Here is a 22,711-nt window from a genome sequence, read left to right as displayed (position 1 = left end):
GTCGGATGCGACAGCGTCGTGGAGCCGCCGGCAGAGGCGGCGGGGGAGGTCTCGGATGCAGGCGATGTTCGCGGATGGCCAGGTCGCGGTGACCCTGTCCGGCGAGGGCCCGCCCCTCGTCCTGCTGCACTCGCTGCTCGCCGACCGGACGAGCTTCGACCGGGTCACCCCGGCGCTCGGCCGCGACTTCCGGCTCCTCGTCCCCGACCTGCCCGGGTTCGGCGCCTCCGCGCCCGCGCCGGGCGGCCTCGAGGCCGTCGCCGACCGGGTCGGCGCGGCATTGCGCGCGGCGGCCGGGGGCCGGCCGGCGGCCGGACTGGGCAACGGCTACGGCGGCTTCGTGCTGCTGCTCTGCGCCCTGCGCCATCCCGACCTCTTCGACCGGCTCGTCTTCGCCGATTGCGGCGCCTGTTTCCCGGAGCCCGGCCGGGCCGCGTTCCGCGGCATGGCCGGCGCGGCGGCCGAGAAGGGGCTCGCGGCGCTCGCCGACACGGCCATGCGCCGGCTGTTCGCGCCGGCGTTCCAGGCCGCGCACCCGGACCTGATGGCCGAGCGCCGGGCCGCCTTCCTGCGCACGGACGTCGACGTGTTCCGGGCGGCCTGCGCGGCCCTGGCCGGCCTCGACCTGCGCGCGCGGCTCTCCGAGATCCGCGCGCCGGCGCTGGTGCTCGTCGGGGAGGAGGACGAGGCGACCCCGCCGGCCATGGCCCGCGAGCTCGCGGCCGGGCTGCCGGACGCGCGGTTCGTGACGCTGCCGGACTGCGCCCACGTCCCGCAGCTCCAGGCCCCCGAGATCTTCGCCCGCGAGGTCCTGGCGTTTCTCCGGCCGGGCGCCGCCTGAGCGGACGCGCGGAACGGTGCTAGGTTCGGCCGCTCCGGCGGGGTCGGCGGCCCCGATCCGCGCGGCCGCGGCGGCGCGCCATCCAGCGAGACGGACATGAAGACATTTTTCGTGCAGATCAAATGCGAGATCGGCAAGACTTACGCCGTGTCCGACGCGCTCGTCGCGATGGAGATCGCGTCCGAGATCTACTCTACGGCCGGACGGTTCGACATCATGGCCAAGTTCCACGTGGACAACGGCGTCGATATCGGGCTGTTCGTGAACGACTTCCTCCTGCGCCTCGACGGCGTGAAGGATTCCGAGACGATCATCGCCTTCAAGGCCTTCCACTGACGCGCCCGACCGGGCCCGTCGCGCCGGGCCCGCGCGCCGCGGACGTCCGGGGGGCGCCGGCTCAGCGGACGCGCGACGGGTCGATCACCAGGAAGTACTCGCACGCCTCCGTGCCGACGTTGGTGAAGGCGTGCCCGGCATCGGCCTCGAAATACAGGCTGTCGCCGGTCTCCATGATGACCGCGCGCTCGCCGATCACCGCCCGCAGGCGGCCGCGCAGGACGTAGATGTACTCGGACACGCCGCGGCGATGGGCGGTGAACTCGCCGGTGCTGGCGCCCGGCGGCAGCGTGTTGAGCACCCAGTCGATGCCCCGCCCGGGCAGGACCGGCGAGATGCAGCGCCGCAGGTAGCCGGACGCCTCGTCGCGCAGGATCGGCTGGCGGCTCGCCGGGATCACCAGGATCTCGCGCTCCGTCGCGGGCGCCATCAGCCGCGAGAAGGTGACGCCGAGCGCCTCCGCGAGGCGGGACAGCACCACCGTCGACGGCACGGCCTCGGAGCGCTCGATCTTCGAGATCATCGAGCGGCTGACGCCCGAGCGCGCCGCCAGCGTCTCCAGCGACAGGCCCTGCTCCCTGCGGCGCCGCCGGATCTCCTCGGCGATGTGGATCTGCGGGGACGTCTCCGTCGCTGCCGGGTCCGCCCCGATGATCGTCCTCGCCGTCATGCCCCGTCATCCGCGCCCGCGTCCGGCCCGCGCGACCGGGGCGCGGCACCGAGAGAGTCGCCCCCGCCTAGCGCAGGGGCTGCCGAAATGCACCTTGCGCCGCACCTTGCGCCGAAGCGCACTCCGAAACGCGCGTCGCCGGGCTGGCACGCCGCTTGCCTCCACAAGAATGGATTTTTATCCATCACAGTGGAGGATGTACCGTGGCCGATACCGCGTTGCCCCTTGAGGCGTCCCCGGCTCCCGATGCCGGCCCGGTGCCGGTCGCCGACCGGCGCCAGATCGTCTGGTCGAGCGTCATCGGCACGACGGTCGAGTGGTACGACTTCCTGATCTACGGGACGGCCACGGCGCTCGTGTTCAACAAGCTGTTCTTCCCGAGCTTCGACCCGCTGGTCGGCACCATCGCGGCGTTCGGCTCCTACGCGGTGGGCTTCCTGGCGCGCCCCCTCGGCGGCGTCATCTTCGGGCATTTCGGCGACAAGATCGGCCGCAAGGCGATGCTGTCCCTGACCATCATCATCATGGGCCTCGGCACGTTCCTGATCGGGTGCCTGCCGACCTACGCGCAGATCGGCATCTGGGCCCCGATCCTGCTCGTGGCGCTGCGCCTGGTCCAGGGCATCGGGATCGGCGGCGAGTGGGGCGGCGCGGTCCTGATGGTGGTGGAGAGCGTCCCGGCGGAGCGGCGCGGCTTCTTCGGCAGCATCGTCCAGCTCGGCTATCCCCTCGGCGTCATCGCGTCGATCGGGGCCTTCGCGCTGTGCGGCTTCCTGCCGGAGGCGGACTTCCTCGCCTGGGGCTGGCGGATCCCGTTCCTGGCCAGCGCGCTGCTGGTCGGCCTCGGGCTGTTCATCCGCCTGCGCCTGCACGAGACGCCCGCGTTCCAGCGAGTGAAGCGGCGGTCAGCCGTGGCGCGGCTGCCGGTCATGGAGATCCTCACCGAGCACCCGCGCACCTTCCTGAAGGCCGTGGGCCTCAAGGTCTCCGAGATCGCCTACGTCAGTGTCGTGACCGTGTTCTCGATCTCCTACGTGACCGGCCAGCTCGGGCTGTCGCGCAGCATCATCCTGAACGGCATCCTGGTGGCGGCGGTGATCGAGCTCTTCACCCTGCCGGCCTTCGGCTGGCTGTCGGACCGCTACGGCCGCCGGACCCTGTTCGTCGCCGCCTGCCTGTTCTCGATCGCCTTCGCGTTCCCGCTGTTCACCCTGCTCGACACGCGCGACCCGACGATCATCACCCTGACCGTCGCGGTGGCCCTGAGCTTCGGCCAGGGGATCATGTTCGGCACCGGCGCCGCCTGGATGTCCGAGCTGTTCGACGCGCGCCTGCGCTACAGCGGCGCCTCGCTGGGCTTCCAGGTGGGCGCGGCCCTCAGCGGCGGCTTCACCCCGCTGATCGCCGCGGCCCTGCTGGGCTGGAGTTCCGGCGCGACCTGGCCGATCTCCGTCTACCTGATCGCCCTCGCCTGCATCACCCTGACGGCGACGCTCCTCGCCCCGGAGACGGCGCGCAAGCCGATCGACTGACCGGATGAGCCGCCGCCCCGGACGCGCGCGGCGGCTTCCCATACAGTGGATTATCGTCCACTATCTGAAACAGACCGACGCGAGATCGACCGCATGACGAAGCACACCATACGCACCGAGAAGGCCGCTCCGGCGGTCGGGCCCTACGCACAGGGGATCCGGGCCGGCGGGCTGATCTTCGCCTCCGGACAGCTGCCGATCGATCCCGCCACCGGCGCGTTCCCGGACGGGATCGAGGCGCAGACCCGGCGCTCCCTCGCCAACCTCGCCGCCGTCCTCGAGGCGGGCGGCGCCAGCCTCGCGAGCGTCGTGAAGACGACCGTGTTCCTCAAGGACATGGCGGAGTTCGCCGCGATGAACGCGGTCTACGCCGAGCACTTCCCGGGCGAGGCCCCGGCCCGCTCCACGGTCGAGGTCGCGCGCCTGCCGCGCGACGCCCGGGTCGAGATCGAGGCGATCGCGCTCGCCACGGAGGCCGCATGACAACCGAGGCGACCAGCACGATGACCGGCGAGACCGCACCCCGCATGGTCGAGGCCTTCGCGCACGCGGCCGGATCGGCCGCCGTCCGGGTTCCGGGCGGCGCCGCCGGCTGGGTCGGCAGCCTGACCCACATCCACATCGCCCCCGCGGCGAGCTACGAGATGGAGGAGGTGTCCGAGGCCGTGTGCGTGGCCGGCCGCGGGATCGAGGGCGACCGCTACTTCCTCGGCACCGGCACCTACTCGCCCAAGCCCGACGTGCGCGAGGTCACGCTGATCGAGCAGGAGGCCCTCGACGCCCTCAACCGCAACGACCCGCCGCTGCAGGAGGGGCCGCTGCGCCTCCTGCCGGGGGACCATCGGCGCAACCTCACGGTGCGCGGCGTGCCGCTCAACCACTTGGTCGGCCGGCGCTTCCGGGTCGGCGCGGTGATCCTGCGGGGCGGGCGCCTCAACTTCCCCTGCCGCTATCTTGAGGAGCTGCTCGGAATGCCGGTCTACCTGCCGCTCTACAACCGCTCGGGCCTGAACTGCGGGATCGAGAGCGGCGGCGTGATCCGGCCCGGCGACGCGATCGCGCTGCTGGACTGACGGAGCTGCGCGCGATGACGGCCCGCCTGATCATGAAGCTGCGCGTCGCCGACGCGGTCGCGACGACGCCGGAGGTGCTGCACCTCGGTCTGGTCCATCCCGCGCGCCCGGAACTCCCCGCCTGGACGGCCGGCGCCCACGTCGACCTGCGCCTGCCGGACGGGCGGGTGCGGCAGTACTCGCTGTGCGGCGACCCGGCCGACCGAAGCCGCTACGAGATCGCGATCAAGCGGGAGGCGGCCGGCCGGGGTGGCTCGGCCTGGGCGCACGAGACGCTCGCGCCCGGGGCGTTCGCCCACGTCTCGGCGCCCCGCAACAACTTCCCCCTCGACCCCGAGGCGCGCCGCCACCTGCTCGTGGCCGGCGGGATCGGGGTGACGCCCCTGCTCGCCATGGCGCGCGCGCTCGCCGCGTCGGGGGCGGAGTTCGTGTTCCACCTCTGCGCCCCCTCCCCCGAGGCGGCGCCGCTGCTGGCGGCGGTGCGGGCGGTCTGCGGGCCGCGCCTCCGGTGCTGGTTCGGGTCCGAGGGGTGGCGCTTCGACCCCGACGCCCTCGGCCCGGCCGAGACCGGGACCCACGCCTACGCCTGCGGGCCGCGGCGCCTCATGGACGCGGTCCAGGAGGGTCTGGTCGTGCGGGGCTGGCCCGCCGAGCGGGTGCACAGCGAGCATTTCGAGCCGCTGCGCGACGAGGGCTTCGTACCGGAGCCGTTCGAGGCGCGCATCGCCTCCACCGGGCAGGTGCTCCACGTGCCCGCCGACTGGTCGCTGCTCGACGTGCTGCGCGGCGCGGGGCTCGACCTGCCCTCCTCCTGCGAGTTCGGCGTCTGCGGCGCCTGCGAGTGCGGCTATCGCGACGGCGCGGTCCTCCACCGCGACGCGGTCCTGCCGCTCGCCAAGCGCGGGAGCCGCATGATGCCCTGCGTCTCACGTGCGCGGGACGCCGTGACGCTCGAGCTCTGACGGCCGGACCCGCGCTGCGGCGTTATCAGACGTGCGGCCCCGCGCGGGCGACGACGCCGGCAGCCTCGCCGCGCGGCCCGCGCGACCGTGAGCTGCGCCAGCGCGCCGCACGATTCGGATCAGCGAACCTCACGCGGCGGATGGCGATGCCGCGCGGGCTGGGTTAGCCCGCCTCGATCGCGCCATCGCCGTGGGGCAGTGCCCCGCCCGCCAAGAGGAGGTTGTGAGAATGAGCCGATCCACGCTGTCCATCAGCGCCGGTCTGGCGGCGGCCGCAGTCGTCCTGGCGGGCCTCTGGATCTCCTACGGGCCCCGCCCTCACGCGAGCCGCGACAGGCAGGCGTCCACGGCGATCCCCGTGTCCAAGCAGGACCGATCCGGGATCGACCCGCAGGGCGAGGCCATCCGGTCCGTCTATCCGGGGCCGAACGCCGGATCCGCCCCGCGCGTCGCCCCGGCACCGCGGAACGCGACAGCCGCCCCCCCGTCGTCCCTGGCGGCAACCCCGCCCGCATCGCCGCCCGCATCGCCGGCAGCGTCGCCGGCAGTGTCGCCGGATGCCCCCGCGGCGAGCGGGGTGGCGAAGCCGGCGGCGCCGCCGCCGCAGCAGGCCGAGGGCGCGCCGGGCTCCGGCCAGCCGCCGGCCTCTCCGGGCCAGGGCGTCGACCTCAACACGGCGTCCGTCGAGGAGCTGAACGCCCTCGGGGCCGGCATGATCGGGCGCCGGATCGTCGCGTTCCGGCCCTACGGTTCCCCGGAGGATCTCGTGACCCGGCGTGTCCTGAAGAAGGCCGATTACGAGGCGATCAGGGCTGCCGTCGCGGTGCGGCAGACCGAGTCCGCTGGCGCGGGCCGCCCGGATTGAGGGTCGAGGCCCGTCGGCACCGAGCCGGGCTCGCCGGTCCCACGGGTGCCAGGGGCCACGGCCCGGACGCTACGCGCGCTTCGACGGGGCGGGCTGTTTGGCGGCGAGACGTTTGCCGAGCCGCTCGATGTCGACGATCATCCGCTCGTGCGTCCCGGCCCCGATCTGCTCCGACTCGTCCCAGGCCGCGACGCGGAACTGGATCTGGCGTCCGGCGACGCCGACCACCTCGGCTTCCGCCCGGACGCGGTGCCCGACCGGCGTCGCCGCCATGTGGGTCACGTCCACCTTGGTCCCGACGGCGCTCTCGCCGGGATCGAGGTACTGGCGGACGGCGTTCAGCGCCGCGTTCTCCATGATCAGGACCATCATCGGCGTGGCGAAGACCGGCGGAAGGATGTTGTCCTTGAACTGGCTGGCCAGATGTGACGGCCCGACCAGCATGGCGAAGCTCCCCTTCGCCCCCAACGGGATGTCCTGCATGCGCGCGCTCCAGATCCGTTTCGGCCCGATGACCGATAGGTAGGGCCGAGGGACCGCGTCCGGACATCCCGGGACCTTCGCCGCACGCAGCCCAGCCCCCTCCCCGCCGCCCGGCCAGGCACGGGAACCCCGGACCGGGAACCGTGGGGAGGGACGAGCGCCCGCAAGCGAGTCGCGTCCGGTCAGCGCCGACGGCGGGGCTGGCCGGCCGCCTCGAGGATGAGGTCCGCGATATCCGGAGCGCGCGAGATCAGGGACAGGTGGCTCGCCCGGAGCTCGACGGTCCGCGCGTTCATGCGCTTGGCCATGAACCGTTCGAGGTCCGGGTCGATGGTCCGATCCTCGGTCGACACCGCGTAGAAGCTCGGCTTCGAGCGCCAGGCGGCCTGGGTGGTCCGTCCCGTCAGCAGGACCTTGCGGAACGGCTGCTGGACCGCGAACAGCACCCGCGCCTTCTCCACCGGCAGATCGCCCGCGAAATCCCGCAGGAACGCCGCCTCGCTCAGGCGCCCCTCGTCGCCGTCGAACACGATGCCGGCCGAGGCGGGCGGGGTCGGGTAGGCCTTCGCCAGCGCCGCGTAATCCTCGTTCGCGTCCGGCGCCCGCGCCGCCACGTAGACCAGCGCCGAGACCTTCGGGTCGATCCCGGCTTCGGTCACGATCATGCCGGAGAACGAGTGGCCGACGAGGACGGTCGGTCCCTCCTGGCGGGCCAGCACGCGCTGCGCCGAGGCCACCGCTTCCGCGAGGGTGGTCAGCGGGTTCTGCACGGAGGTGACGGAGAGGCCGGCCGCCTGCAGGTGCGGGATCACCTCCGACCAGCACGACCCGTCGGCGAACAGCCCGTGGACCAGCACGGCGTTGCGCGCCCGCGGCAGGTCCTGGGCGGCGGCCGGTCCGGGCAGAAGCGCGGCGGCCGCGCCGGCGGCAAGGGTGCGGGTCAGCGTTCTGCGCGTCATCATGGGGGCGCCTCCATCCGGACTCGTCGATGCGGGACGTACCGTCCCTGTTCGCCGCCGGCGCGGGAAGGATACAGCCTCGGGCCGCCCAGGGCGCATCTCGGCGCGCATCTCGGCGCGCATCTCGGCGCGCATCTCGGCGCGCATCTCGGCGCGACCCGGCGGCCGCCGCGACCGCGCGCGGACGGGAACATCCGCGCGCAAGCGTCCCAGGATGTTACCCGGATATGCTGCGCGATGCTGGACGAGGGCGGCCTTTCAGCCTCTCATGGCGGCACGAATTGAGTAAAAATCGGGAGAGGAAACCGAGATGCTGCGACGCGTGCTGCGTCGGCTGACGGCTGCGGCCTCGCTGACAGTGCTGACATTCGCCGTTCCGGCCTTCGCCGAGGAGCCGCTGCGCTTCGAGGTCGATCCGGCCTGGCCGCAGCGCCTGCCGAACGACTGGATCATGGGTCAGGCGGCGGGCGTCGCGGTCGACGCGCAGGACAATGTCTGGGTGATCCAGCGGCCGCGCACCCTCACCGACGACGAGAAGGCCGCGAGCCTCGATCCGCCCCGCACCCGCTGCTGCAAGCCGGCGCCGCCGGTGCTCGTCTTCGACCAGACCGGGCGCCTGGTGAAGTCCTGGGGCGGCCCGGGCGAGGGCTATCAGTGGCCCCAGAACGAGCACGGCATCCACATCGACCACAAGGGCTTCGTCTGGCTCGCCGGCAACGGCGACACCGACGGCCAGATCCTGAAGTTCACCCCGGACGGCAAATTCGTGCTGCAGATCGGCAAGCAGGGGCCGCAGACCGACAGCCGGGACACGAGCCGCCTCGGCAAGCCGGCCGGCATGATGGTCGATCCGGAGACGAACGAGCTCTACGTGGCCGACGGCTACTACAACCACCGCGTCATCGTGTTCGACGCGGAGACCGGCGCGTTCAAGCGGATGTGGGGCGCCTACGGCAAGCCGCCGACCGACGACAAGCTCGGCCCCTACGATCCGGCGGCGGCCCCGTCCCAGCAATTCGCCAACCCGGTGCACTGCGTGCAGGTCGCCCGCGACGGCCTCGTCTACGTGTGTGACCGGACCAACGACCGGATCCAGGTGTTCCGGAAGGACGGCACCTTCGTGAAGGAGATGTTCGTCGAGAAGAACACCCGGGCCAACGGCTCGGTCTGGGAACTCGCCCTGTGGCCGGACGAGCGCCAGACCTACCTGCTCAACGCCGACGGGGCCAACAACGAGGTCCGCACCCTGAGCCGCGACACCGGCGAGATCCTCGGCCGCTTCGGCCGCAACGGCCGGATGGCCGGCGACTTCCACTGGGTCCACAACCTCGCGATCGACTCCAAGGGCAACGTCTTCACCACCGAGGTCGACACCGGGAAGCGGGCGCAGAAGTTCCTGTTCCGGGGCGACATGGTGCTGCGCAAGCGTGCCGCCCTGCCGGAGGGCGGCGCGCGATGATCGCGGCGGCCGATCCGGCCACGCCGGTCGCCGGCGCGGGCTGCGCGTGCTGCCTGCCCCGGCGCGGCTTCCTGGGCCGCCTCGCGGGGCTGGGGGTGGCGCTGACGGCCGGCGCCGCGCGGGCCGAGCCGTCGCGCTACACGGGTCTGGTGATCGACTGCCACGGGCACTACACCACCGAACCGGCCGCCATGCTGGACTGGCGCAAGCGCCAGATCGGCGCGCTCAACGACCCGGGCCAGTCCCCCAAGCCGTCGGACCTGCAAGTCAGCGACGACGCGGTGCGCGCCAGCGTGAGCGGGCGGCAGCTCAAGCTCCAGTCCGAGCGCGGCATCTCCCTGGCGCTGTTCTCGCCGCGGGCCGGCGGGATGGGCCACCATATCGGCACGGCCCGCACCAGCCTCGACTGGTCGATCGTGTCGAACGACATGATCCACCGGGTGACGAGCCTGATGCCGCAGAACTTCGTCGGCGTCTGCCAGCTGCCGCAATCGCCGGGTGTCTCGCCCAAGAACTGCACGGCCGAGCTCGAGCGCTGCGTCAAGGAGCTCGGCTTCGTCGGCTGCAACGTCAACCCGGACCCGTCCGGGGGCTACTGGACCGATCCGCCGCTCTCCGACCGGTTCTGGTACCCGCTCTGGGAGAAGATGGTCGAGCTCGACGTGCCCGGCATGGTGCATGTCAGCGCCTCGGCCAATCCCAACTTCCACGCGACCGGGGCGCACTACATCAACGGCGACACCACCGCCTTCATGCAGTTCGTGACCTCGGACCTGTTCAAGGACTTCCCGACGCTGCGCCTGATCATCCCGCACGGCGGCGGTGCCGTGCCCTATCACTGGGGGCGCTACCGGGGGCTGGCCCAGGACATGAAGCGGCCGCCGCTGTCCGAATTGATGCGCAACGTCTTCTTCGACACCTGCGTCTACCATCAGCCCGGCATCGACCTGCTGCTCAAGGTCGTCCCGCGCGAGAACGTGCTGTTCGCCTCCGAGATGGTCGGCGCGGTGAACGGGGTCGATCCCGAGACCGGCCACGCCTACGACGACACCAAGCGCTACGTCGAGGCCGCGGCGATCCCGGACGCGGACCGGGCCAAGATCTACGCCGGGAACGCGCTGCGCGTGTATCCGCGCCTCGCGGCGCGGCTCCGGTCGGCCGGCGTGACGCCGTAGGGCCGCCGAGGGCCTCGGAGGAGCCGCAGAGGCGGGGTGGACCCGATCGCGGATCCGCCGGCGCGCGCCTGCCGGTGACCGGGCGAATGTGTCTCAGATCGACGGCGCCGCCGCGCGAACGATGTTGGTCCCAGGGCCGGACCGGCGGGTGAAGCGGGGATGTCGTTCATGAGGGTCACGATCTGCGCCGTCGCACTCTGCCTTGTCGCGGGCCTGGGCCACGCTCAAGAGGCCGGACAGACGGTCGCCGGCGAGGGCGATTGGGTGCTCAGGAAATCGGCGGCCCCGTCGAGCGGCGACGCCGCCTGCGTTCTGGCGCCGAAGGCGCGGTCGCGCATCCAGATCGTCGGCGACCGCATCGAGATCACCGGCCTACCGAAGAATTCCATCTTCAATTATCAGTATCGGATCGACGACGGACCTGTTTCAAACGCAATGTTTCCCACAACGCAGATGCAGGACGCCGGAGTGATCACGCTGAACGGGGACGTATTGAAAGATATTCTGGCCGGTCGACGCTTCAGCATCCGCCTGCTGGACCGCTGGCACGAGGCCATCACGGAGGAGATCAGCCTCTCCGGGCTGCGCGGCCTGATCGACAAGCGGGCCGAGGCCTGCAGGTAGCCAGGGCCTCACGCAGCGCGCCGGAGCCCCCTCCCCCGTGCGGGCGGATCGCGCGCGGCGGATCTCGGGGACCGGCGGCCTCGCGACCGGTCCGCCCCGGCGGCGCGAGGCCCGCGCGGCGCGACCTCAGAGCCCGGATCGCTCCGGACCGCGCGCCTGCTCGCGCTCGTAGGCCGCGAACAGCTCCGGGAGGCGGGCGACGAGGAAGTCGCCGAAGGCGGGATGGAGCGTCTCGTCGATGATCACGCCCACGGTCGTCGGGGTCCGCTCGACGCGCGCCAAGCGGCGCCCGTCCTCCGCCAGCCCCGCCTCCGGCCCCGCGCGGACCACCGGCGGCGCCGGGGCTGGGACCGGCGCCACGGCCGCGTACACGCGCACGAACCGCTGGTCGGAGGACAGGGTCGCGAAGGCGTCCGCGGCGACGATCTCATCGACCCGCGCCCGCATCTCCGGGCTGGCGAGGCGATCCGCGAGGCTCATCCACCGGCGGCGACCCGCCTTCGGGGCGGGACCGATGGCGGCGATCACGGAATCGGGCAGGGCGCGCCGCGCCGCGATCAGGCGCGACAGCTCGGTCTTGTCGACGAGCAGGGCGGCCATGATCACGTCGCGCCCGTGCCCGAGCCGCTCCAGCGTCAGGGCGAAGGCGGCCCGCTCGATGAAGCTGAGATCGGCCCGCGCGTTGTTCTCCTGACCCTGGGCGACGACGAGTTCGGCATCCGTGAGCGTCCGCACCAGCGCGCGGACCGGTCGGCCGAGCGCGGCGGCGGCCCGCAGCCGCCGGTGGCCGAACGCGACCTGATAGCGCCCGCTTACGGTGGGATGGGGCCGCACCAGGATCGGGGTCTGCTGCCCCTGCGCCCGGATGACGGCGACGAAAGCATCCTCGCCGGGGCCGTCGATCACCGGCAGCCGGTCGGGGGCCGGCGACGGGTCGACGAGGCCCGGATCGAGATCGACCGCGACGCTGCCGGACCTGAGCTGGTCCTCCGCGGCGCGCGCCGAGACGACCTCGGAGGTCAGGCGCTCCAGGGACCGGCTCATCGCGCCGACCGCGCCGCGGCCGGTGAAGCTGGGAACGGCCGGGGCGGGGCCCCGCTCCGATCGCCCGGCCGCCGCGTCGTCGCGGGGCGAGTTGACCGCGGTCAACTCGGTCTGGTCGGCCGGATCGAGCAGGCCGGCGAGGAGGTTCTTGCGGGCCATCGGATCAGCGTCCCCATGCCGTGCGGATCAGCGCCTCGATCTCGCCGTTGACCGCGTCCAGGCTCTCCATCGCGCGGTCGTAGGTCGCGCGCGTGAACTGGTCGCGACTGACCTCGAACAGGGTCTGCTTGGTGATGCCGGCATCCGAGACCGCCGTGCTCTTCAGCATCGCGTTGGTGAGCACGCGCTCCCCGAACAGGGTCCGCATGAACGCGACCATCTGGGTCTGCGGGCCGTCGGTCGGCTCGTAGCGCGTGACGAGGTAGCGCATCCAGTCGTAGTTCATGTCGCCGCCGGCCTTGGCGACGACCCCGAGCATCTCGGAGGTCATCAGCAGGAACTGGCACATCGACATCACGTCGAGCATCTGCGGATGCACGGTGACGAGCACGCTGGTCGCCGCGCACAGGGCCGAGAGCGTCAGGTAGCCGAGTTGCGGCGGGCAATCGACCACGACCACGTCGTAGCGGTCGGCGACCGGCGCCAGGGCCTGGGCGAAGCGCGTGAAGAACAGCGAATCGCCGTCGCTGCTCCGCTGGAGGAGGGCGCGCGGCGTCTCGTGCTCGAACTCCATCAGCTCGAGATTGCCCGGAACGAGGTCGAGCCCCGGGAAGTAGGTCTTCTGGATGACGTCGGTCAGGGGACGGCGCGCCGCGTCGTACCGGATCGCGGCGTAGAGGGTCTCGTTGTCCCGCACGTCGAATTCGGGCTGGATCCCGTGCAGGGCCGACAGGCTCGCCTGCGGGTCGAGATCGACGGCGAGGACGCGGTAGCCCTGCAGCGCCATGTGCTGCGCGAGATGGGCCGCCGTAGTGGTCTTGCCCGAGCCGCCCTTGAAGTTCACCACCGCGATGATCTGGAGATGCTCCTCGGCCCGCCGCTCCTTCCGGTACCGCCGGCCGGTCTTGGCTCCCTCGTCCAGCATGCCGCGCAGCGCCTGGATGTCGGCGCTCGAGTAGGATCGCCGCCCGGACGGCCCGATCTCGGGGGCGGGCCCCTTGCCGTCGAGCGACAGGCGCCGCAGGTAGCCGTCGTCGACCCCGATCAGCTTGGCGGCCTCGCCGGACGAGAAGCGCCGCAGCTGCTTGCGCGCCTCGGGCGGGAACAGCCGCTGCCGGTGCGACTGCAGTTTGGCCGACAGCGCCTGCGCGTCGCCGGCGATCAGATCGTGCATCGCCATGGAGGTTGACCCCGAAGAGGGTAGGGCGGCGAGCGCCGCGGGGCTGGCCACGGTTCCGAACTCCTGTCACGGTTTTCGCGGCTGCAAACGCCGCCGCACCGTGACAAGATCACAGTCAACCTTAACAGAATGTTGACGCTCGCGCCGCCCCGCTTCCGGGCGGGCGAGCGTGTTGACCGCGGTCAACTCCCGCGACGCGGAGGGGACCGCTTGGGCCGTCGGCTGACGCTCGACGGCGCTGGCGCCACAGGGCGAAGAGCATCGGCCAGGCCGAGAACCGGCCGGAGCGGGCCTTCCGCGTCAGGTCGCGCAGATAGGCGCCGGGCGCGCCGATCGACTCGGCGCGCTGGAGGATCGCCGACAGCGCCGCCAGCGCGTGGTCCCGCCCCATCGCGGCCAGGGCCGCCTCCCAGACGTCCGGGCCGATTCCCAGCACCGGACGAACGACCTCCGCCGCGCCGGCCAGATCGGACCAGCTCCGGATGCCGTCGCGGGCGTAGAGCACGACGTCGGGACAGGCCTCGAGCACCATCGGCAGAGGCAGGGGCGAGGAGAGGGAAGAGGGGACCAGCGCGGGGAGGGGACGCGGCTGGCCGCGCGCGGGGGCCACGTCAGATCGCGCGGCTCCGGCCGGGCTTCGCCGGGGGCACCATTCAGATTCGTCAGCAGGATCTGGATCTGAATTCTGATGGTGGCGCTCACCGTGAGACGCAGTGCCGACCATTTCCGGCGCATTCGCCAAACTTGGCAGCCACTTGTCCACCTCCCGGCGCAGCGCGCGCAGCGGCTCGGCGGCGGCATGCAGGTGGGGCTCGCCGGCGGTCCGACCCGGCATTCCGCCGCAGGCCGCGAACCGGTCCGCGAGCGCCGCCCAGGGCCCGGGCCATCCGGATTCGGCGGCCAGGGCGAGGATCTTCGACAGGTCGCGGCGGTGCAGGGCGATCTCCTCGCGCAGGAGCAGGCGCCGGCGCGCGGCCGCCTGCACCGCCCGGGCGAGCGCGGCGAATTCCCCCGCGCGCGCCACGAGCGGCGTCAGGTCGAACCCGAAGGCGTGCGCGATCGCGCCGGCGCCGTCGCGGCGCGCGTAGCGCTTGCCGTTCGGGCTGTCCCGCCGGATCACCAGGCCGGCCGCGACGAGCTGGGCCAGCGCGCGCCGCAGCGTCGCCGGGGACGGGCCGTGCGACCGCAGCGACAATTCGCGGTTCGACGGGAAGACCACGAGCGGCGTGCCGGGCGGCAGCGCCGTCTCGGGATGGAACGTGAGCAGCGCGCTCAGCACCGCGAGGGCACGGTCCGAGACGGCGAGGTGATCCTTCGCCACGGTCACGTCGCGGAAGATGCGCCATTTGTGCCCGACCGCGTCGTCGGGGCAGGCCTTGGCCGCCGCCTGCGCGGCCATCATGCCGAGCGAGAGCGGTCGCCGCCCGAAGGGTGTCGTGGGTTCGTGTCCGGGATGCATGGTCCTCGCCCGCGATGAGGCAAAAGAGCAGCGCCCGCCGAGGCGATGGCCGCGTCGCGTGGTTGACAGCGATGTCCGGGAGTGATTCTCTGAGGTTGTCCAGACGACAGAGAGGGCTTCCGGGGCGAACGTCTCGGGGGCCTTTTCTTTTGCCGGGTTGCTCCGTCCAGAGGGGGGTGACCCGCCGTCAGCCTCGCGCGGCACCGGCCGGCGTCAGCAGGTCCGCCGCGCTCTCGCAGGGGCCCGTCTGATCCGGGACCCGCGCGGCCTTGCGCGCCCGCGGCGCGGCACGGGCGCGACGGGTTGGCCCCCCCGCGACGGCGACGAAGGCGCGCCGCAGCTCCGCCGGGTCCGAGTGCCGCAGCACCAGACCCTCGGCCGTCATCGCGACGTTGGCTTCCGGGTACGCGTCGAGGGTGCGCTTGATCGATTCCGAGAAGGCCTGCTTGAAGCGGGAGGCGAATTCCGAGGAGCCGAACTGCGCCATCAGATCGCGCCAGGTCAGCAGTTCGCTCTCCCCGCGCGACAGCAGCGGCAGCCGGTAGCAGAGGTACACGAGGATATCGATCGCCATGGCGTTGTGGGCGACCTGGCGCAGCCTGGCGGTCGGCACCGGGATCGAGTGCCGCGTGAAGCGGTCGTAGGCGTTCTGGCTGAGCATCAGCGCTTCCGGCCAGCGCATGGCGCTGTGTCCCCCGGCGGCCCAGACCTCGAGGTCGTCATCCTTGAACGCGCCCCCCTCGATCAGGCTCTCGCGCTTGAACACGTGGCCGCCCTCGTCGCCGTTCAGGACCATCGTGAAGATGGGGAAGCTCAGCCGGACGAGCTGGTCCTTGGTCGGCCCGATCGAGCCCCGCTCGCCGCCCGTGACCGGCAAGCCGACGGCCTTCAACCACTCGGTGATCCGCCCCATCTCCATCCAGCGGTCGCCGGCGCTCCGGCGCGGATCGCGGGCCTCCGTGGCCAGCCACATGGAGAGGAGGCGCGCCTTGGGTCCGAACGGGACGCCCACCTCGATCTGGCGCCCGTTGGGCAGGACGAACCGGGCCGGCTCGACGGTCAGCGAGAAGCGACCGTCGCGCCGGTTCCACGGCTCCATCGTGTTCTTGGGCCGGCGCAGCGGCAGGCCGGCGATGCAGAAGCCCTTGTGGAGGAACGACACATCCATGCGGCCGTCGAGCGCGGGACCGAGCCCGGTCGTCGGCCGGTCAGCTCCGGCCTCGGGGCGCAGCAGGCTCTGCTCCCACAGGCTCAGCTGGCGGGTCTCTGCCGCGTTCATGCCGGTCTCGCTCTCCTCGTGCCGAGCACAGGGCAATTTGGAGGCTATCAGTCGCGAGTCGCCGACCGGGCGCAATCATCGGGTTTCCAAATCTCAGCGCGCCGACCGGGATTCTTTACAAAACTCAGCGTCGGCGGCCTACGGCCGCACAGCGGTCGAGCCGCGACGGCGTCCCGGCACGGCTGCGACCGCCGTTGGCGCCGGTCGCGGCGGCGCGAGTGCGAAAAATCAGCGCTCGCCGACCGTCCGCTGGCAAAAGTCAGCGTGGCGCACGCCGTCGGTGACGGGTGAGGGCGCTTGGCGACCTTCCAAACCGCGGCAAGCGCGTCCACCTGCGCTGATTTTTGTAAGTCCCGCGCCGTCGGACACCGCTGGGGCCGCGCTGAGTTTTCTCAGGAGCGGACCCGGGGGCGCTGATTTTTGTAAGCGGTCGCGTCGCAAGGCCCGGCATCAGCGCATTGGGTGGCCACTGACCGGCGACGCGTCTCGGGCGCGCTCGGACGCCACTGGACAGAGACGCGAGGCGGGCGATCAGCCGAAGGGTGGCGACCCGGCCTGCTCGGGACCTCGCCGACGCGCTTCCAGCGGCGGACCGTAACCCGCGCGCCCGTGAGGCGGCGTGAACCGATCGGCAGGGACGACCCAGATGCGAGCCGCGCACCGCAGGATCGGGATGGTGGTGCGGCGACGCGTCGGATGGTGGCGTCGCTGACCGGCAAGGTCCCGTGATCCGGAGACGGTCGGGCATCCGGTCGCGGCCCGCGACGACGCGGTCGGTGACCGCCCGACACATCGGAGCGCTACGGAGCGGGACCGGGAGGGGAGGGCGCCTTCGGGCCGCTCGCGCGACGGGCGTCGGCACCGGGCCGGTCATGGACGCCCCGTGCGCACCTGCGCGGGCCGCGCGTCCCGCTCACCCATCGCCTGCGAAGTTCCAGGACGTGCCGCGTCGCGAGCGGCAAGTTGTCGCTCGAGGACAGGACGCGCGCATCCGAGGTGAACCGAATCTTCCTGTCGTTGTTTACGCTCGCCACCGAGGAGCGTTGACGACGTGACACCCCGATATGGTGTGTGACGCGGCGATCCGGGCCGTCTTGCCTTCCCGGAGCGCGGTCGCGCGCCGCGATCTCTGTCGACGCCCGAAGATCCGATTTGTCAGGAGGAGATCCATGAAGGGATTCACGAAAATCGTGTCGTACGCGGCGGCCGCGGCGGCGGTCTGCATGCTCGCGGTTGTGGTGGTCCAATCGGCGGGGCTCCTCGCCGGGTGATGGGCCCCACGCGGTGATCCAAGTTCAAAGTTCGTACAGGGTCAGGAGCGATCGTCTAAATCTGTCTCATCAACGATGATGCCGGTATCGGGACCGTGGAGGAACAAGCGGCTTGGCGATTCTTCCCGGCATCGTCCGAGCCGAACACCGACTCAGACCGGGGTCGGAAGACGGGCGATGACCTTGATCTCGAAGTCGAAGCCCGCGAGCCAGGTCACGCCGACGGCAGTCCAGTTCGGATAGGGCGGTTCGCCGATCATTACGTCGCGTACCGCCATCACTGTGTCGAACTGCGTTTCAGGGTCGGTGTGGAAGGTTGTCACGTCCACCACGTCGTCGAAACTGCAGCCGGCCGCCGCGAGAACGGCGTTCAGCCTGTCGAAGGCACGGCGAACCTGCGCACCGAAATCCGGTTCAGGCGAGCCATCCTCGCGGCTGCCAACTTGGCCGGAGACGAAAAGCAGGTCGCCGGACCGGATCGCGGCCGAGTAGCGGTGCTTGTCGTAGAGGGCTTGCCGTCCGGGCGGAAAGACTGCATCGCGCTTCGACATATCGCGTGTCCTCTGCGAAGGGTGCCGACGGCTTCCATCGACCTCGCGGCAACATTCACATACGCCGCGTATGTAGAAATATCGTGACATACGCGGCGTATGTCAACACATGCGGGCCTACGTGAAGGATCGAGGCATCCTGTGGCATCGGGACGGCGCGCGCTGAAGATGGAGGAAACCCGCGCGCGGCTGATCCGCGCGGCGCGTGCAGCCTTTGCCGAGAAGGGCTACGCAGCGGCGTCGATGGATGAGCTGACGGAAGCGGCCGGCCTGACGCGTGGCGCGCTCTATCACAACTTCGGCGACAAGAAGGGCCTGCTTCAGGCCGTCATCGCGCAGCTCGACGCGGAGATGGTCGCTCAGGCGCGGGTCGCGCGCGAGAGGGCGCCAACGCCCTGGCTCGGCTTCCTCGACGAGGGCGTCGCCTACATCGAGTTGGCCCTCGAGCCGGAGATCCAGCGCATCGTGCTCCTCGACGGACCGGCAGTGCTGGGCGATCCGTCGCGGTGGCCGGGCCAGACCGCCTGCCTGCGCACGACGACCGAGACGATCCAGGCCCTCGTGGAGGCCGGGACGGTCAAGCCTGTCGATGCCGAGGCCGCGGCGCGCCTGATCAACGGCGCGGCGCTCAACGCCGCGCTCTGGGTCGCCGCGTCCGACGATCCGCCGGCCGTCCTCGCCAGGGCCACCGAGGCCTTCCGGTGCTTGGCGAACGGCCTCCTGAAGTAGGCCGTCCCGCCGGTCTGGACGCGTCATCCGCAGGCGCGCGCGACGCGTTCGTCGGGGGACACCTTGCAGGGTGGCCCGCGCGCAGACAGCGAGAGAGGAGACGACAACGACGTCTGCCTCGAACCCATGTCGCTCGAAGGCGGACCAGCCGGAAGCCATCCGTTTGAGACGTTCAGGCGGGCGTCGCGCGATGGCGGATGCTGGCCGAGAGCGGAGTGGCCGCTGTGGACCGCGACCGCTGCAAAGGCGGACGGCCTCCCACCGACCCGACCCTGCCGTCAGAGCGTATCGGCACGTGTCCCGGAAGCGGATCTCCAGCGTGCAGAGACCGGACGATGCGCGCCCTGCTCAATGCGCCGGCGATCGGTCCGATGCGTCCGACGAGCGCTTCTTCCTCTTGCGCTTGCTCGCTTTCAAGACCACGTCCGCGTTGTCCTCGGCGATGCGCTCAGCCAGCGCGAAGTCGTGAAGCTCCGCGGTCGCGCCCTCGGTAGCGGTCGGCCCTTCTGTCACGGCGTAGAACGCGGCGCGGACGATCTCCTTCTTGCTCGCCTCCGGATGCCGCTCACGGATGGCGGAACGGATCGCCTTCGGCTTCATGCCCGGCGCGGCGATCCTCCTCAGCGTGTCCGCGATCTCCCGGATCGATGCCATACCGCTACCTTCACCTGACCCCTTCTGCCGGCTCACAAACCCGTCAGCCGACGGGGCGTTCCGATGCCGCGGCCACACAGGCGGCTTCCCGCGCGCGACGCGCCGCACCCGCGGACGTGAGCTCGCGCCGAACCGCCGCGCTCCTCCCGAGACCGGAACGCGCTCGGCGCGCGGGGCGCACAAACGGGCCGCGTTCACCTCAGTAGCGGGTGATGGCACGCAGGCCGAACACCGCGGCGCCGCGCACCCGCTTGCCGTCAGGATCGCGCGGATTGGCGATCCCGCCACCCGGATGGGCGATGTACTGCACGGTCGGCTGCAGGGCGATGCCGGGCGCGAGCACGGCCTGATAGGTCGCCTCGAGCAAGATCTCGGCGCTCCGGCGGGGTGCGGGTGTCGTGCTCTGGAGCGCGGCGATCGCATCGAGCCGGCGTGCCGCCGGGGAGATGCGGGTGATGCCGACGGCGAGGCCCAGCGTGTCGTCCGACCGTCCGGGGATCAGGCCGCGATAGGCGATGCCGCCGTCGATGTAGAGGTCCACCAGATTGCGGTCCCCCGGCGAGACGGACGCACGCAGGAAGACGCTGGCGCCGTCGTTGGGATCGTCCGGCTCCTGGTAGATCGTCTGGTCGATGAGCCCGTAGAGGCCCGAATTGCCCGAAACCCTCCGATCGAGGCCACTCACCGGATCCGGCGTGAGGGCATCGACGCGGCCGAAGCGGTGCCAGCCGCCCAGCGTGACGGTGCCCGGCCGGCCTTCGGAACCCGGACGGGTGTTGTAGGCGTAGGCAACCTCGGCGATGACGAGCGGGGGGTCGGAGACGGGGAAGCGGATACCGTTCGGATTGCGGCGCTGCGGGTCTACGCCCGAGCGGGGACGGCCGCCGCCGGGTGTGCCGTCGATCACGCTCGCCTGGAACGAGAGATCGGGCGTCGGGACGTACTTCAGGCGGACGGTCGGCGCCGAGAGCGGATAGGCCGGCCCTCCGTCCACCATGTTCGCGGCGAAGATCTCCGGCCAGCCGAAGGTACCGTTGGTGAACAGGATGCTGGTCTGGCTCACCATGTACTCGGTGTCGGCGGAGAGCTGGCCGACACGGACGGACAGCCTGTCGTCGAACAGGCTCTGCTCCAGCCACAGCTCCGAGAGCCGCGAAGCCGGCAGGGCCTCGATCTCGCTGATCGTCATGAGGTTGCCGACGCGGCTGCGGGAGGCTCCGCTGCCCTGGATCTGGTAGACGGTGGCGTGGGCCGTGGCCCCCTTCCACCCGGCGAGCGTGTCGAGATCGACATCGACGTCGAGATCGAGCAGCGTCAGGCCCGTGGAACCGCGCCGCAGGCCGCCGCGCAGGTTGCGGTAGGTCTCGGCCACACTGATCAGGCCGAAGGTGATCCCGCGGCTCTCCAGGAAGGCGCGGTACCCGCCGGGATCGCCGGCGGCCCCGAGGAGGGGCTGGAACGAGGTCGTGACCTCCGCCGCGCGACCGGCCGAGAACACGGGCTGAGCGACCGAGGTCTGCGGATCGCCACCTGCGCCGGAGGGTGAACCGATGGCGAGGCCTTCCGCGGCGACCCGCGCGGCCGTCGCCAGCGGATCCGCGGCCGGTTCGGCCAAGGCACGGCCGACCGGCGCGACGAGAACGAGCGTGATGCCAGCGAGGGCGCAGATGACAGAGCGCACCAGGACCTCTGGAGACATCGGGCTCGGCGAACGAAGGCATAGCCTCGTGACCATTCGACGACGGCGGTGGCGAGACATCGCCGCGAATTGATGGGACAGACGCGGCACTGACGCTGGCTCGTACAACCGCAGGTCGCTAGGGTTCTCCGCATCACCGGAGGTCCTCCACCGTGCGTACGCTCGCTCTCGCCTCGGCCCTCGTTCTCGCCTGCACGGTGTCCGTCCGAGCGCAGGCCCCCGCACCCTCGGCGGCTCAGACCGCGCAGCGGGATCGGATGAAATCCTGCAACGTGGATGCTGGGACGCAACGGCTGTCGGGCGCCGCCCGCAAGAGCTTCATGGCAGATTGCCTCGCGGGAAAGAGCGCCGCGCCGGCCAAGGAGCTGACGCCGCAGCAGATGAAGATGAAGAGCTGCAATGCGGATGCCTCGGCCAAGAGCCTCAAGGGCGCCGAGCGCAAGGCGTTCATGAGCACGTGCCTCAGAGGTTAGTCGCCTGCGCCCATACCGCGTCCCTGTTCGGCTTCTGACCACTGTCAGGGCTGCGTGAAACGGATGCCGTTCGAGATACCGACCGATCTCGGGCGTCCTGAACGTCACTCGGGCTTACACGAAGCGGTCGACGTCCCCCTCACTCTCCCCCCGCTCCGTCGCGGAACGGTTTTGCCAGCCTCGCCGTAACTGACCCATCGAGCCGCGACGGCGCGGGTCAGATGGCCGAGGCGGTCCCAGCATGAAGCGCGCTCCCTTCCGCATCCTGATCCGCATCGAGGGCGATCGGCGCGTCCTGCGCGCGACCTCGGAGCGCGAGGCGGCGCTCAAGGCCGAATCCGTTCTCCGGCGCTACGACGTCCTGCCCGGCGGCGCCGGCCTCATCATCGAAGCGTCGGACACCCGGGCGAGCGCGCGCATCGCGGCCTATCTGGCCGACGTCGCGCTCGAGATGGAAATCGCGTGATCGGCCTCCGAGGATGACGGTCTCGGACAGCGCGGTCCCCTACGTGCTGGGCGCTGCGGCGGTGCGCTCGGTCGAAGTCATCGACGGCGGCGGCACACTGGCGATCCGATTGCAGTCGCCCGACGACAGTGAGTTCTGCGTCCTGCTGCCGATCGGTGTCGTGGGCGACCTCCTCTTTCAACTCGCGGATGTGATGAGCGTCAGCCTTGACCCACGCCCATGACCGAGAGGATGCCCACCTGGGCGAAGGGGATGACCCGGTGCTCGACGCGGTCGCCGTGCTTCGGTGCCGCGGGTATACGGTCGAGCCGGATGACGACTGCGCGCGCTGGCGGATCGACGGTGCTGACTGGATCACGCTCAGCGACCTGTTCGCGCGGGCTCTGCGGCTCGGCTTGAGAGACGGGCCGGGACGCGCGCAGTAATCCCCGGCCAGACCGGGAGCCTGACCGCTGAGGGATCGACCGGCGGGGTAGGGGCACGCGCAGCGCACCCGCGCGCGGGCCGATCCACCACGCTGCGCTACGTTCGGCCGCAGTGCGGCACAGCCGGCCTCCGTGTGCTGCCGGGTCGACGGCGCAATGGCCCCACCGTCGCGTCGTGCTGCGCCGCCCCGATCGGGAGGCGGCCAGGATCCCCGGTCTAGTTGATCAGGCAGAAGCCGGCTTCCGCCCTGTCGACGCCGCCGACGCGCCTCCCGGTCTCGCAACTCGGGGCGACGGCGCGCACCGCTTGGACACGCGGCGTTTCGGGCGGCGGGCGGAGGAG

General features: G+C 71.4%; 25 protein-coding genes. 15 read left to right on the top strand and 10 right to left on the bottom strand.

Features of this window, described 5'->3' with window-relative positions; genetic code table 11:
* Positions 1 to 55: 55 nt before the first annotated feature.
* The gene (locus ACLBX8_RS23270) at positions 56 to 841 is read left to right on the top strand and encodes an alpha/beta fold hydrolase (RefSeq protein ID WP_447700319.1); all 786 of its coding nucleotides are present in this window, start codon (positions 56 to 58) and stop codon (positions 839 to 841) included.
* Between the two features lie 96 nt (positions 842 to 937).
* Complete coding sequence (locus tag ACLBX8_RS23265; protein WP_012329666.1) at positions 938 to 1,177, top strand: Lrp/AsnC ligand binding domain-containing protein; 240 nt, start codon at positions 938 to 940, stop codon at positions 1,175 to 1,177.
* Between the two features lie 61 nt (positions 1,178 to 1,238).
* On the opposite strand, the gene ACLBX8_RS23260 is transcribed toward ACLBX8_RS23265, so the two are convergent.
* A complete protein-coding gene (locus ACLBX8_RS23260) occupies positions 1,239 to 1,847 on the bottom strand; it encodes a helix-turn-helix domain-containing protein (RefSeq protein ID WP_020096176.1) in 609 nt (202 codons plus the stop codon).
* 203 nt (positions 1,848 to 2,050) lie between these two features.
* On the opposite strand from ACLBX8_RS23260, the gene ACLBX8_RS23255 reads away from it, so the two are divergent.
* The 5 genes from ACLBX8_RS23255 (at position 2,051) to ACLBX8_RS23235 (ending at position 6,279) form a co-directional block, all read left to right on the top strand.
* Positions 2,051 to 3,379, top strand: a complete 1,329-nt coding sequence (locus ACLBX8_RS23255; RefSeq protein WP_447700321.1) for an MFS transporter — start codon at positions 2,051 to 2,053, stop codon at positions 3,377 to 3,379.
* A 93-nt stretch (positions 3,380 to 3,472) separates the two neighbouring features.
* Positions 3,473 to 3,862 (top strand): RidA family protein, encoded by a 390-nt coding sequence (locus ACLBX8_RS23250; RefSeq protein WP_447700322.1) that lies wholly within the window; start codon positions 3,473 to 3,475, stop codon positions 3,860 to 3,862.
* A gap of 20 nt (positions 3,863 to 3,882) precedes the next feature.
* Positions 3,883 to 4,452 (top strand): MOSC domain-containing protein, encoded by a 570-nt coding sequence (locus ACLBX8_RS23245; protein ID WP_026605417.1) that lies wholly within the window; start codon positions 3,883 to 3,885, stop codon positions 4,450 to 4,452.
* A gap of 14 nt (positions 4,453 to 4,466) precedes the next feature.
* The gene (locus tag ACLBX8_RS23240; protein WP_447700323.1) at positions 4,467 to 5,414 is read left to right on the top strand and encodes a PDR/VanB family oxidoreductase; all 948 of its coding nucleotides are present in this window, start codon (positions 4,467 to 4,469) and stop codon (positions 5,412 to 5,414) included.
* Between the two features lie 577 nt (positions 5,415 to 5,991).
* Positions 5,992 to 6,279 (top strand): helix-hairpin-helix domain-containing protein, encoded by a 288-nt coding sequence (locus tag ACLBX8_RS23235; protein WP_244527020.1) that lies wholly within the window; start codon positions 5,992 to 5,994, stop codon positions 6,277 to 6,279.
* Between the two features lie 69 nt (positions 6,280 to 6,348).
* On the opposite strand, the gene ACLBX8_RS23230 is transcribed toward ACLBX8_RS23235, so the two are convergent.
* Together ACLBX8_RS23230 and ACLBX8_RS23225 are read right to left on the bottom strand one after the other, a co-directional pair.
* Entirely contained in the window at positions 6,349 to 6,762 is a 414-nt protein-coding gene (locus ACLBX8_RS23230) for a thioesterase family protein (RefSeq protein WP_091927586.1), read from the bottom strand.
* Positions 6,763 to 6,944: 182 nt separating this feature from the next.
* Positions 6,945 to 7,724, bottom strand: a complete 780-nt coding sequence (locus tag ACLBX8_RS23225; protein WP_447715795.1) for an alpha/beta fold hydrolase — start codon at positions 7,722 to 7,724, stop codon at positions 6,945 to 6,947.
* Between the two features lie 307 nt (positions 7,725 to 8,031).
* Between ACLBX8_RS23225 and ACLBX8_RS23220 the strand changes: the two genes are divergently transcribed.
* The 3 genes from ACLBX8_RS23220 to ACLBX8_RS23210 all read left to right on the top strand — a co-directional run bounded on the left by ACLBX8_RS23220 (position 8,032) and on the right by ACLBX8_RS23210 (position 10,979).
* Positions 8,032 to 9,180 (top strand): hypothetical protein, encoded by a 1,149-nt coding sequence (locus tag ACLBX8_RS23220; protein ID WP_447715794.1) that lies wholly within the window; start codon positions 8,032 to 8,034, stop codon positions 9,178 to 9,180.
* Between the two features lie 146 nt (positions 9,181 to 9,326).
* Positions 9,327 to 10,355 carry an amidohydrolase family protein gene (locus ACLBX8_RS23215; RefSeq protein WP_056524304.1) on the top strand — a complete coding sequence of 343 codons (1,029 nt, stop codon included), beginning with the start codon at positions 9,327 to 9,329 and terminating at the stop codon, positions 10,353 to 10,355.
* 168 nt (positions 10,356 to 10,523) lie between these two features.
* Positions 10,524 to 10,979, top strand: coding sequence for a hypothetical protein (locus tag ACLBX8_RS23210; RefSeq protein WP_447715793.1), 456 nt, complete (start codon positions 10,524 to 10,526; stop codon positions 10,977 to 10,979).
* Between the two features lie 126 nt (positions 10,980 to 11,105).
* On the opposite strand, the gene repB is transcribed toward ACLBX8_RS23210, so the two are convergent.
* The 5 genes from repB to ACLBX8_RS23185 all read right to left on the bottom strand — a co-directional run bounded on the left by repB (position 11,106) and on the right by ACLBX8_RS23185 (position 17,922).
* The gene (gene repB / locus ACLBX8_RS23205) at positions 11,106 to 12,182 is read right to left on the bottom strand and encodes a plasmid partitioning protein RepB (protein WP_447715792.1); all 1,077 of its coding nucleotides are present in this window, start codon (positions 12,180 to 12,182) and stop codon (positions 11,106 to 11,108) included.
* Positions 12,183 to 12,186: 4 nt separating this feature from the next.
* On the bottom strand, positions 12,187 to 13,362 hold the full coding sequence (gene repA / locus ACLBX8_RS23200; RefSeq protein ID WP_020096188.1) for a plasmid partitioning protein RepA: 1,176 nt from the start codon (positions 13,360 to 13,362) through the stop codon (positions 12,187 to 12,189).
* Between the two features lie 121 nt (positions 13,363 to 13,483).
* Positions 13,484 to 15,025, bottom strand: coding sequence for a plasmid replication protein RepC (repC, locus tag ACLBX8_RS23195; protein WP_447715791.1), 1,542 nt, complete (start codon positions 15,023 to 15,025; stop codon positions 13,484 to 13,486).
* Positions 15,009 to 16,100: a replication protein RepA gene (locus ACLBX8_RS23190; protein ID WP_447700329.1), complete on the bottom strand. Its 1,092-nt coding sequence runs from the start codon at positions 16,098 to 16,100 to the stop codon at positions 15,009 to 15,011. The genes repC and ACLBX8_RS23190 overlap by 17 nt, the downstream gene beginning before the upstream one ends.
* Before the next feature lie 1,423 nt (positions 16,101 to 17,523).
* A complete protein-coding gene (locus tag ACLBX8_RS23185; RefSeq protein ID WP_091682109.1) occupies positions 17,524 to 17,922 on the bottom strand; it encodes a RidA family protein in 399 nt (132 codons plus the stop codon).
* 141 nt (positions 17,923 to 18,063) lie between these two features.
* Between ACLBX8_RS23185 and ACLBX8_RS23180 the strand changes: the two genes are divergently transcribed.
* Positions 18,064 to 18,651 (top strand): TetR/AcrR family transcriptional regulator, encoded by a 588-nt coding sequence (locus tag ACLBX8_RS23180; RefSeq protein ID WP_100253110.1) that lies wholly within the window; start codon positions 18,064 to 18,066, stop codon positions 18,649 to 18,651.
* Positions 18,652 to 18,999: 348 nt separating this feature from the next.
* On the opposite strand, the gene ACLBX8_RS23175 is transcribed toward ACLBX8_RS23180, so the two are convergent.
* Both ACLBX8_RS23175 and ACLBX8_RS23170 read right to left on the bottom strand, forming a co-directional pair.
* Positions 19,000 to 19,305: a hypothetical protein gene (locus tag ACLBX8_RS23175; RefSeq protein ID WP_447700330.1), complete on the bottom strand. Its 306-nt coding sequence runs from the start codon at positions 19,303 to 19,305 to the stop codon at positions 19,000 to 19,002.
* Between the two features lie 199 nt (positions 19,306 to 19,504).
* A complete protein-coding gene (locus ACLBX8_RS23170; protein WP_447700331.1) occupies positions 19,505 to 21,004 on the bottom strand; it encodes a carbohydrate porin in 1,500 nt (499 codons plus the stop codon).
* Positions 21,005 to 21,156: 152 nt separating this feature from the next.
* Between ACLBX8_RS23170 and ACLBX8_RS23165 the strand changes: the two genes are divergently transcribed.
* The 4 genes from ACLBX8_RS23165 to ACLBX8_RS23150 all read left to right on the top strand — a co-directional run bounded on the left by ACLBX8_RS23165 (position 21,157) and on the right by ACLBX8_RS23150 (position 22,368).
* The gene (locus tag ACLBX8_RS23165; protein ID WP_447700332.1) at positions 21,157 to 21,477 is read left to right on the top strand and encodes a PsiF family protein; all 321 of its coding nucleotides are present in this window, start codon (positions 21,157 to 21,159) and stop codon (positions 21,475 to 21,477) included.
* 241 nt (positions 21,478 to 21,718) lie between these two features.
* Complete coding sequence (locus tag ACLBX8_RS23160) at positions 21,719 to 21,943, top strand: hypothetical protein (RefSeq protein WP_020095939.1); 225 nt, start codon at positions 21,719 to 21,721, stop codon at positions 21,941 to 21,943.
* Positions 21,944 to 21,956: 13 nt separating this feature from the next.
* Entirely contained in the window at positions 21,957 to 22,166 is a 210-nt protein-coding gene (locus tag ACLBX8_RS23155; protein ID WP_447700333.1) for a hypothetical protein, read from the top strand.
* Entirely contained in the window at positions 22,150 to 22,368 is a 219-nt protein-coding gene (locus tag ACLBX8_RS23150; RefSeq protein WP_020095937.1) for a hypothetical protein, read from the top strand. Before ACLBX8_RS23155 ends, ACLBX8_RS23150 begins: the two co-directional genes overlap by 17 nt.
* The last annotated feature ends 343 nt before the right edge of the window (positions 22,369 to 22,711 follow it).

It is taken from the genome of Methylobacterium sp. D48H (assembly GCF_053345715.1).
The sequence above is the reverse complement of the archived record's forward strand: the minus strand, read 5'-3'. Positions and strand labels throughout refer to the sequence as shown.

Bases quoted from the DNA above. Each gene is read 5' to 3' on its own strand.
- ACLBX8_RS23270 (WP_447700319.1), top strand. From the start codon at position 56: ATGCAGGCGATGTTCGCGGATGGCCAGGTCGCGGTGACCCTGTCCGGC.
- ACLBX8_RS23265 (WP_012329666.1), top strand. From the start codon at position 938: ATGAAGACATTTTTCGTGCAGATCAAATGCGAGATCGGCAAGACTTAC.
- ACLBX8_RS23260 (WP_020096176.1), bottom strand. From the start codon at position 1,847: ATGACGGCGAGGACGATCATCGGGGCGGACCCGGCAGCGACGGAGACG.
- ACLBX8_RS23250 (WP_447700322.1), top strand. From the start codon at position 3,473: ATGACGAAGCACACCATACGCACCGAGAAGGCCGCTCCGGCGGTCGGG.
- ACLBX8_RS23245 (WP_026605417.1), top strand. From the start codon at position 3,883: ATGACCGGCGAGACCGCACCCCGCATGGTCGAGGCCTTCGCGCACGCG.
- ACLBX8_RS23240 (WP_447700323.1), top strand. From the start codon at position 4,467: ATGACGGCCCGCCTGATCATGAAGCTGCGCGTCGCCGACGCGGTCGCG.
- ACLBX8_RS23230 (WP_091927586.1), bottom strand. From the start codon at position 6,762: ATGCAGGACATCCCGTTGGGGGCGAAGGGGAGCTTCGCCATGCTGGTC.
- ACLBX8_RS23225 (WP_447715795.1), bottom strand. From the start codon at position 7,724: ATGATGACGCGCAGAACGCTGACCCGCACCCTTGCCGCCGGCGCGGCC.
- ACLBX8_RS23220 (WP_447715794.1), top strand. From the start codon at position 8,032: ATGCTGCGACGCGTGCTGCGTCGGCTGACGGCTGCGGCCTCGCTGACA.
- ACLBX8_RS23210 (WP_447715793.1), top strand. From the start codon at position 10,524: ATGAGGGTCACGATCTGCGCCGTCGCACTCTGCCTTGTCGCGGGCCTG.
- repB (WP_447715792.1), bottom strand. From the start codon at position 12,182: ATGGCCCGCAAGAACCTCCTCGCCGGCCTGCTCGATCCGGCCGACCAG.
- repA (WP_020096188.1), bottom strand. From the start codon at position 13,362: ATGGCGATGCACGATCTGATCGCCGGCGACGCGCAGGCGCTGTCGGCC.
- ACLBX8_RS23190 (WP_447700329.1), bottom strand. From the start codon at position 16,100: ATGAACGCGGCAGAGACCCGCCAGCTGAGCCTGTGGGAGCAGAGCCTG.
- ACLBX8_RS23185 (WP_091682109.1), bottom strand. From the start codon at position 17,922: ATGTCGAAGCGCGATGCAGTCTTTCCGCCCGGACGGCAAGCCCTCTAC.
- ACLBX8_RS23175 (WP_447700330.1), bottom strand. From the start codon at position 19,305: ATGGCATCGATCCGGGAGATCGCGGACACGCTGAGGAGGATCGCCGCG.
- ACLBX8_RS23170 (WP_447700331.1), bottom strand. From the start codon at position 21,004: ATGTCTCCAGAGGTCCTGGTGCGCTCTGTCATCTGCGCCCTCGCTGGC.
- ACLBX8_RS23160 (WP_020095939.1), top strand. From the start codon at position 21,719: ATGAAGCGCGCTCCCTTCCGCATCCTGATCCGCATCGAGGGCGATCGG.
- ACLBX8_RS23155 (WP_447700333.1), top strand. From the start codon at position 21,957: ATGACGGTCTCGGACAGCGCGGTCCCCTACGTGCTGGGCGCTGCGGCG.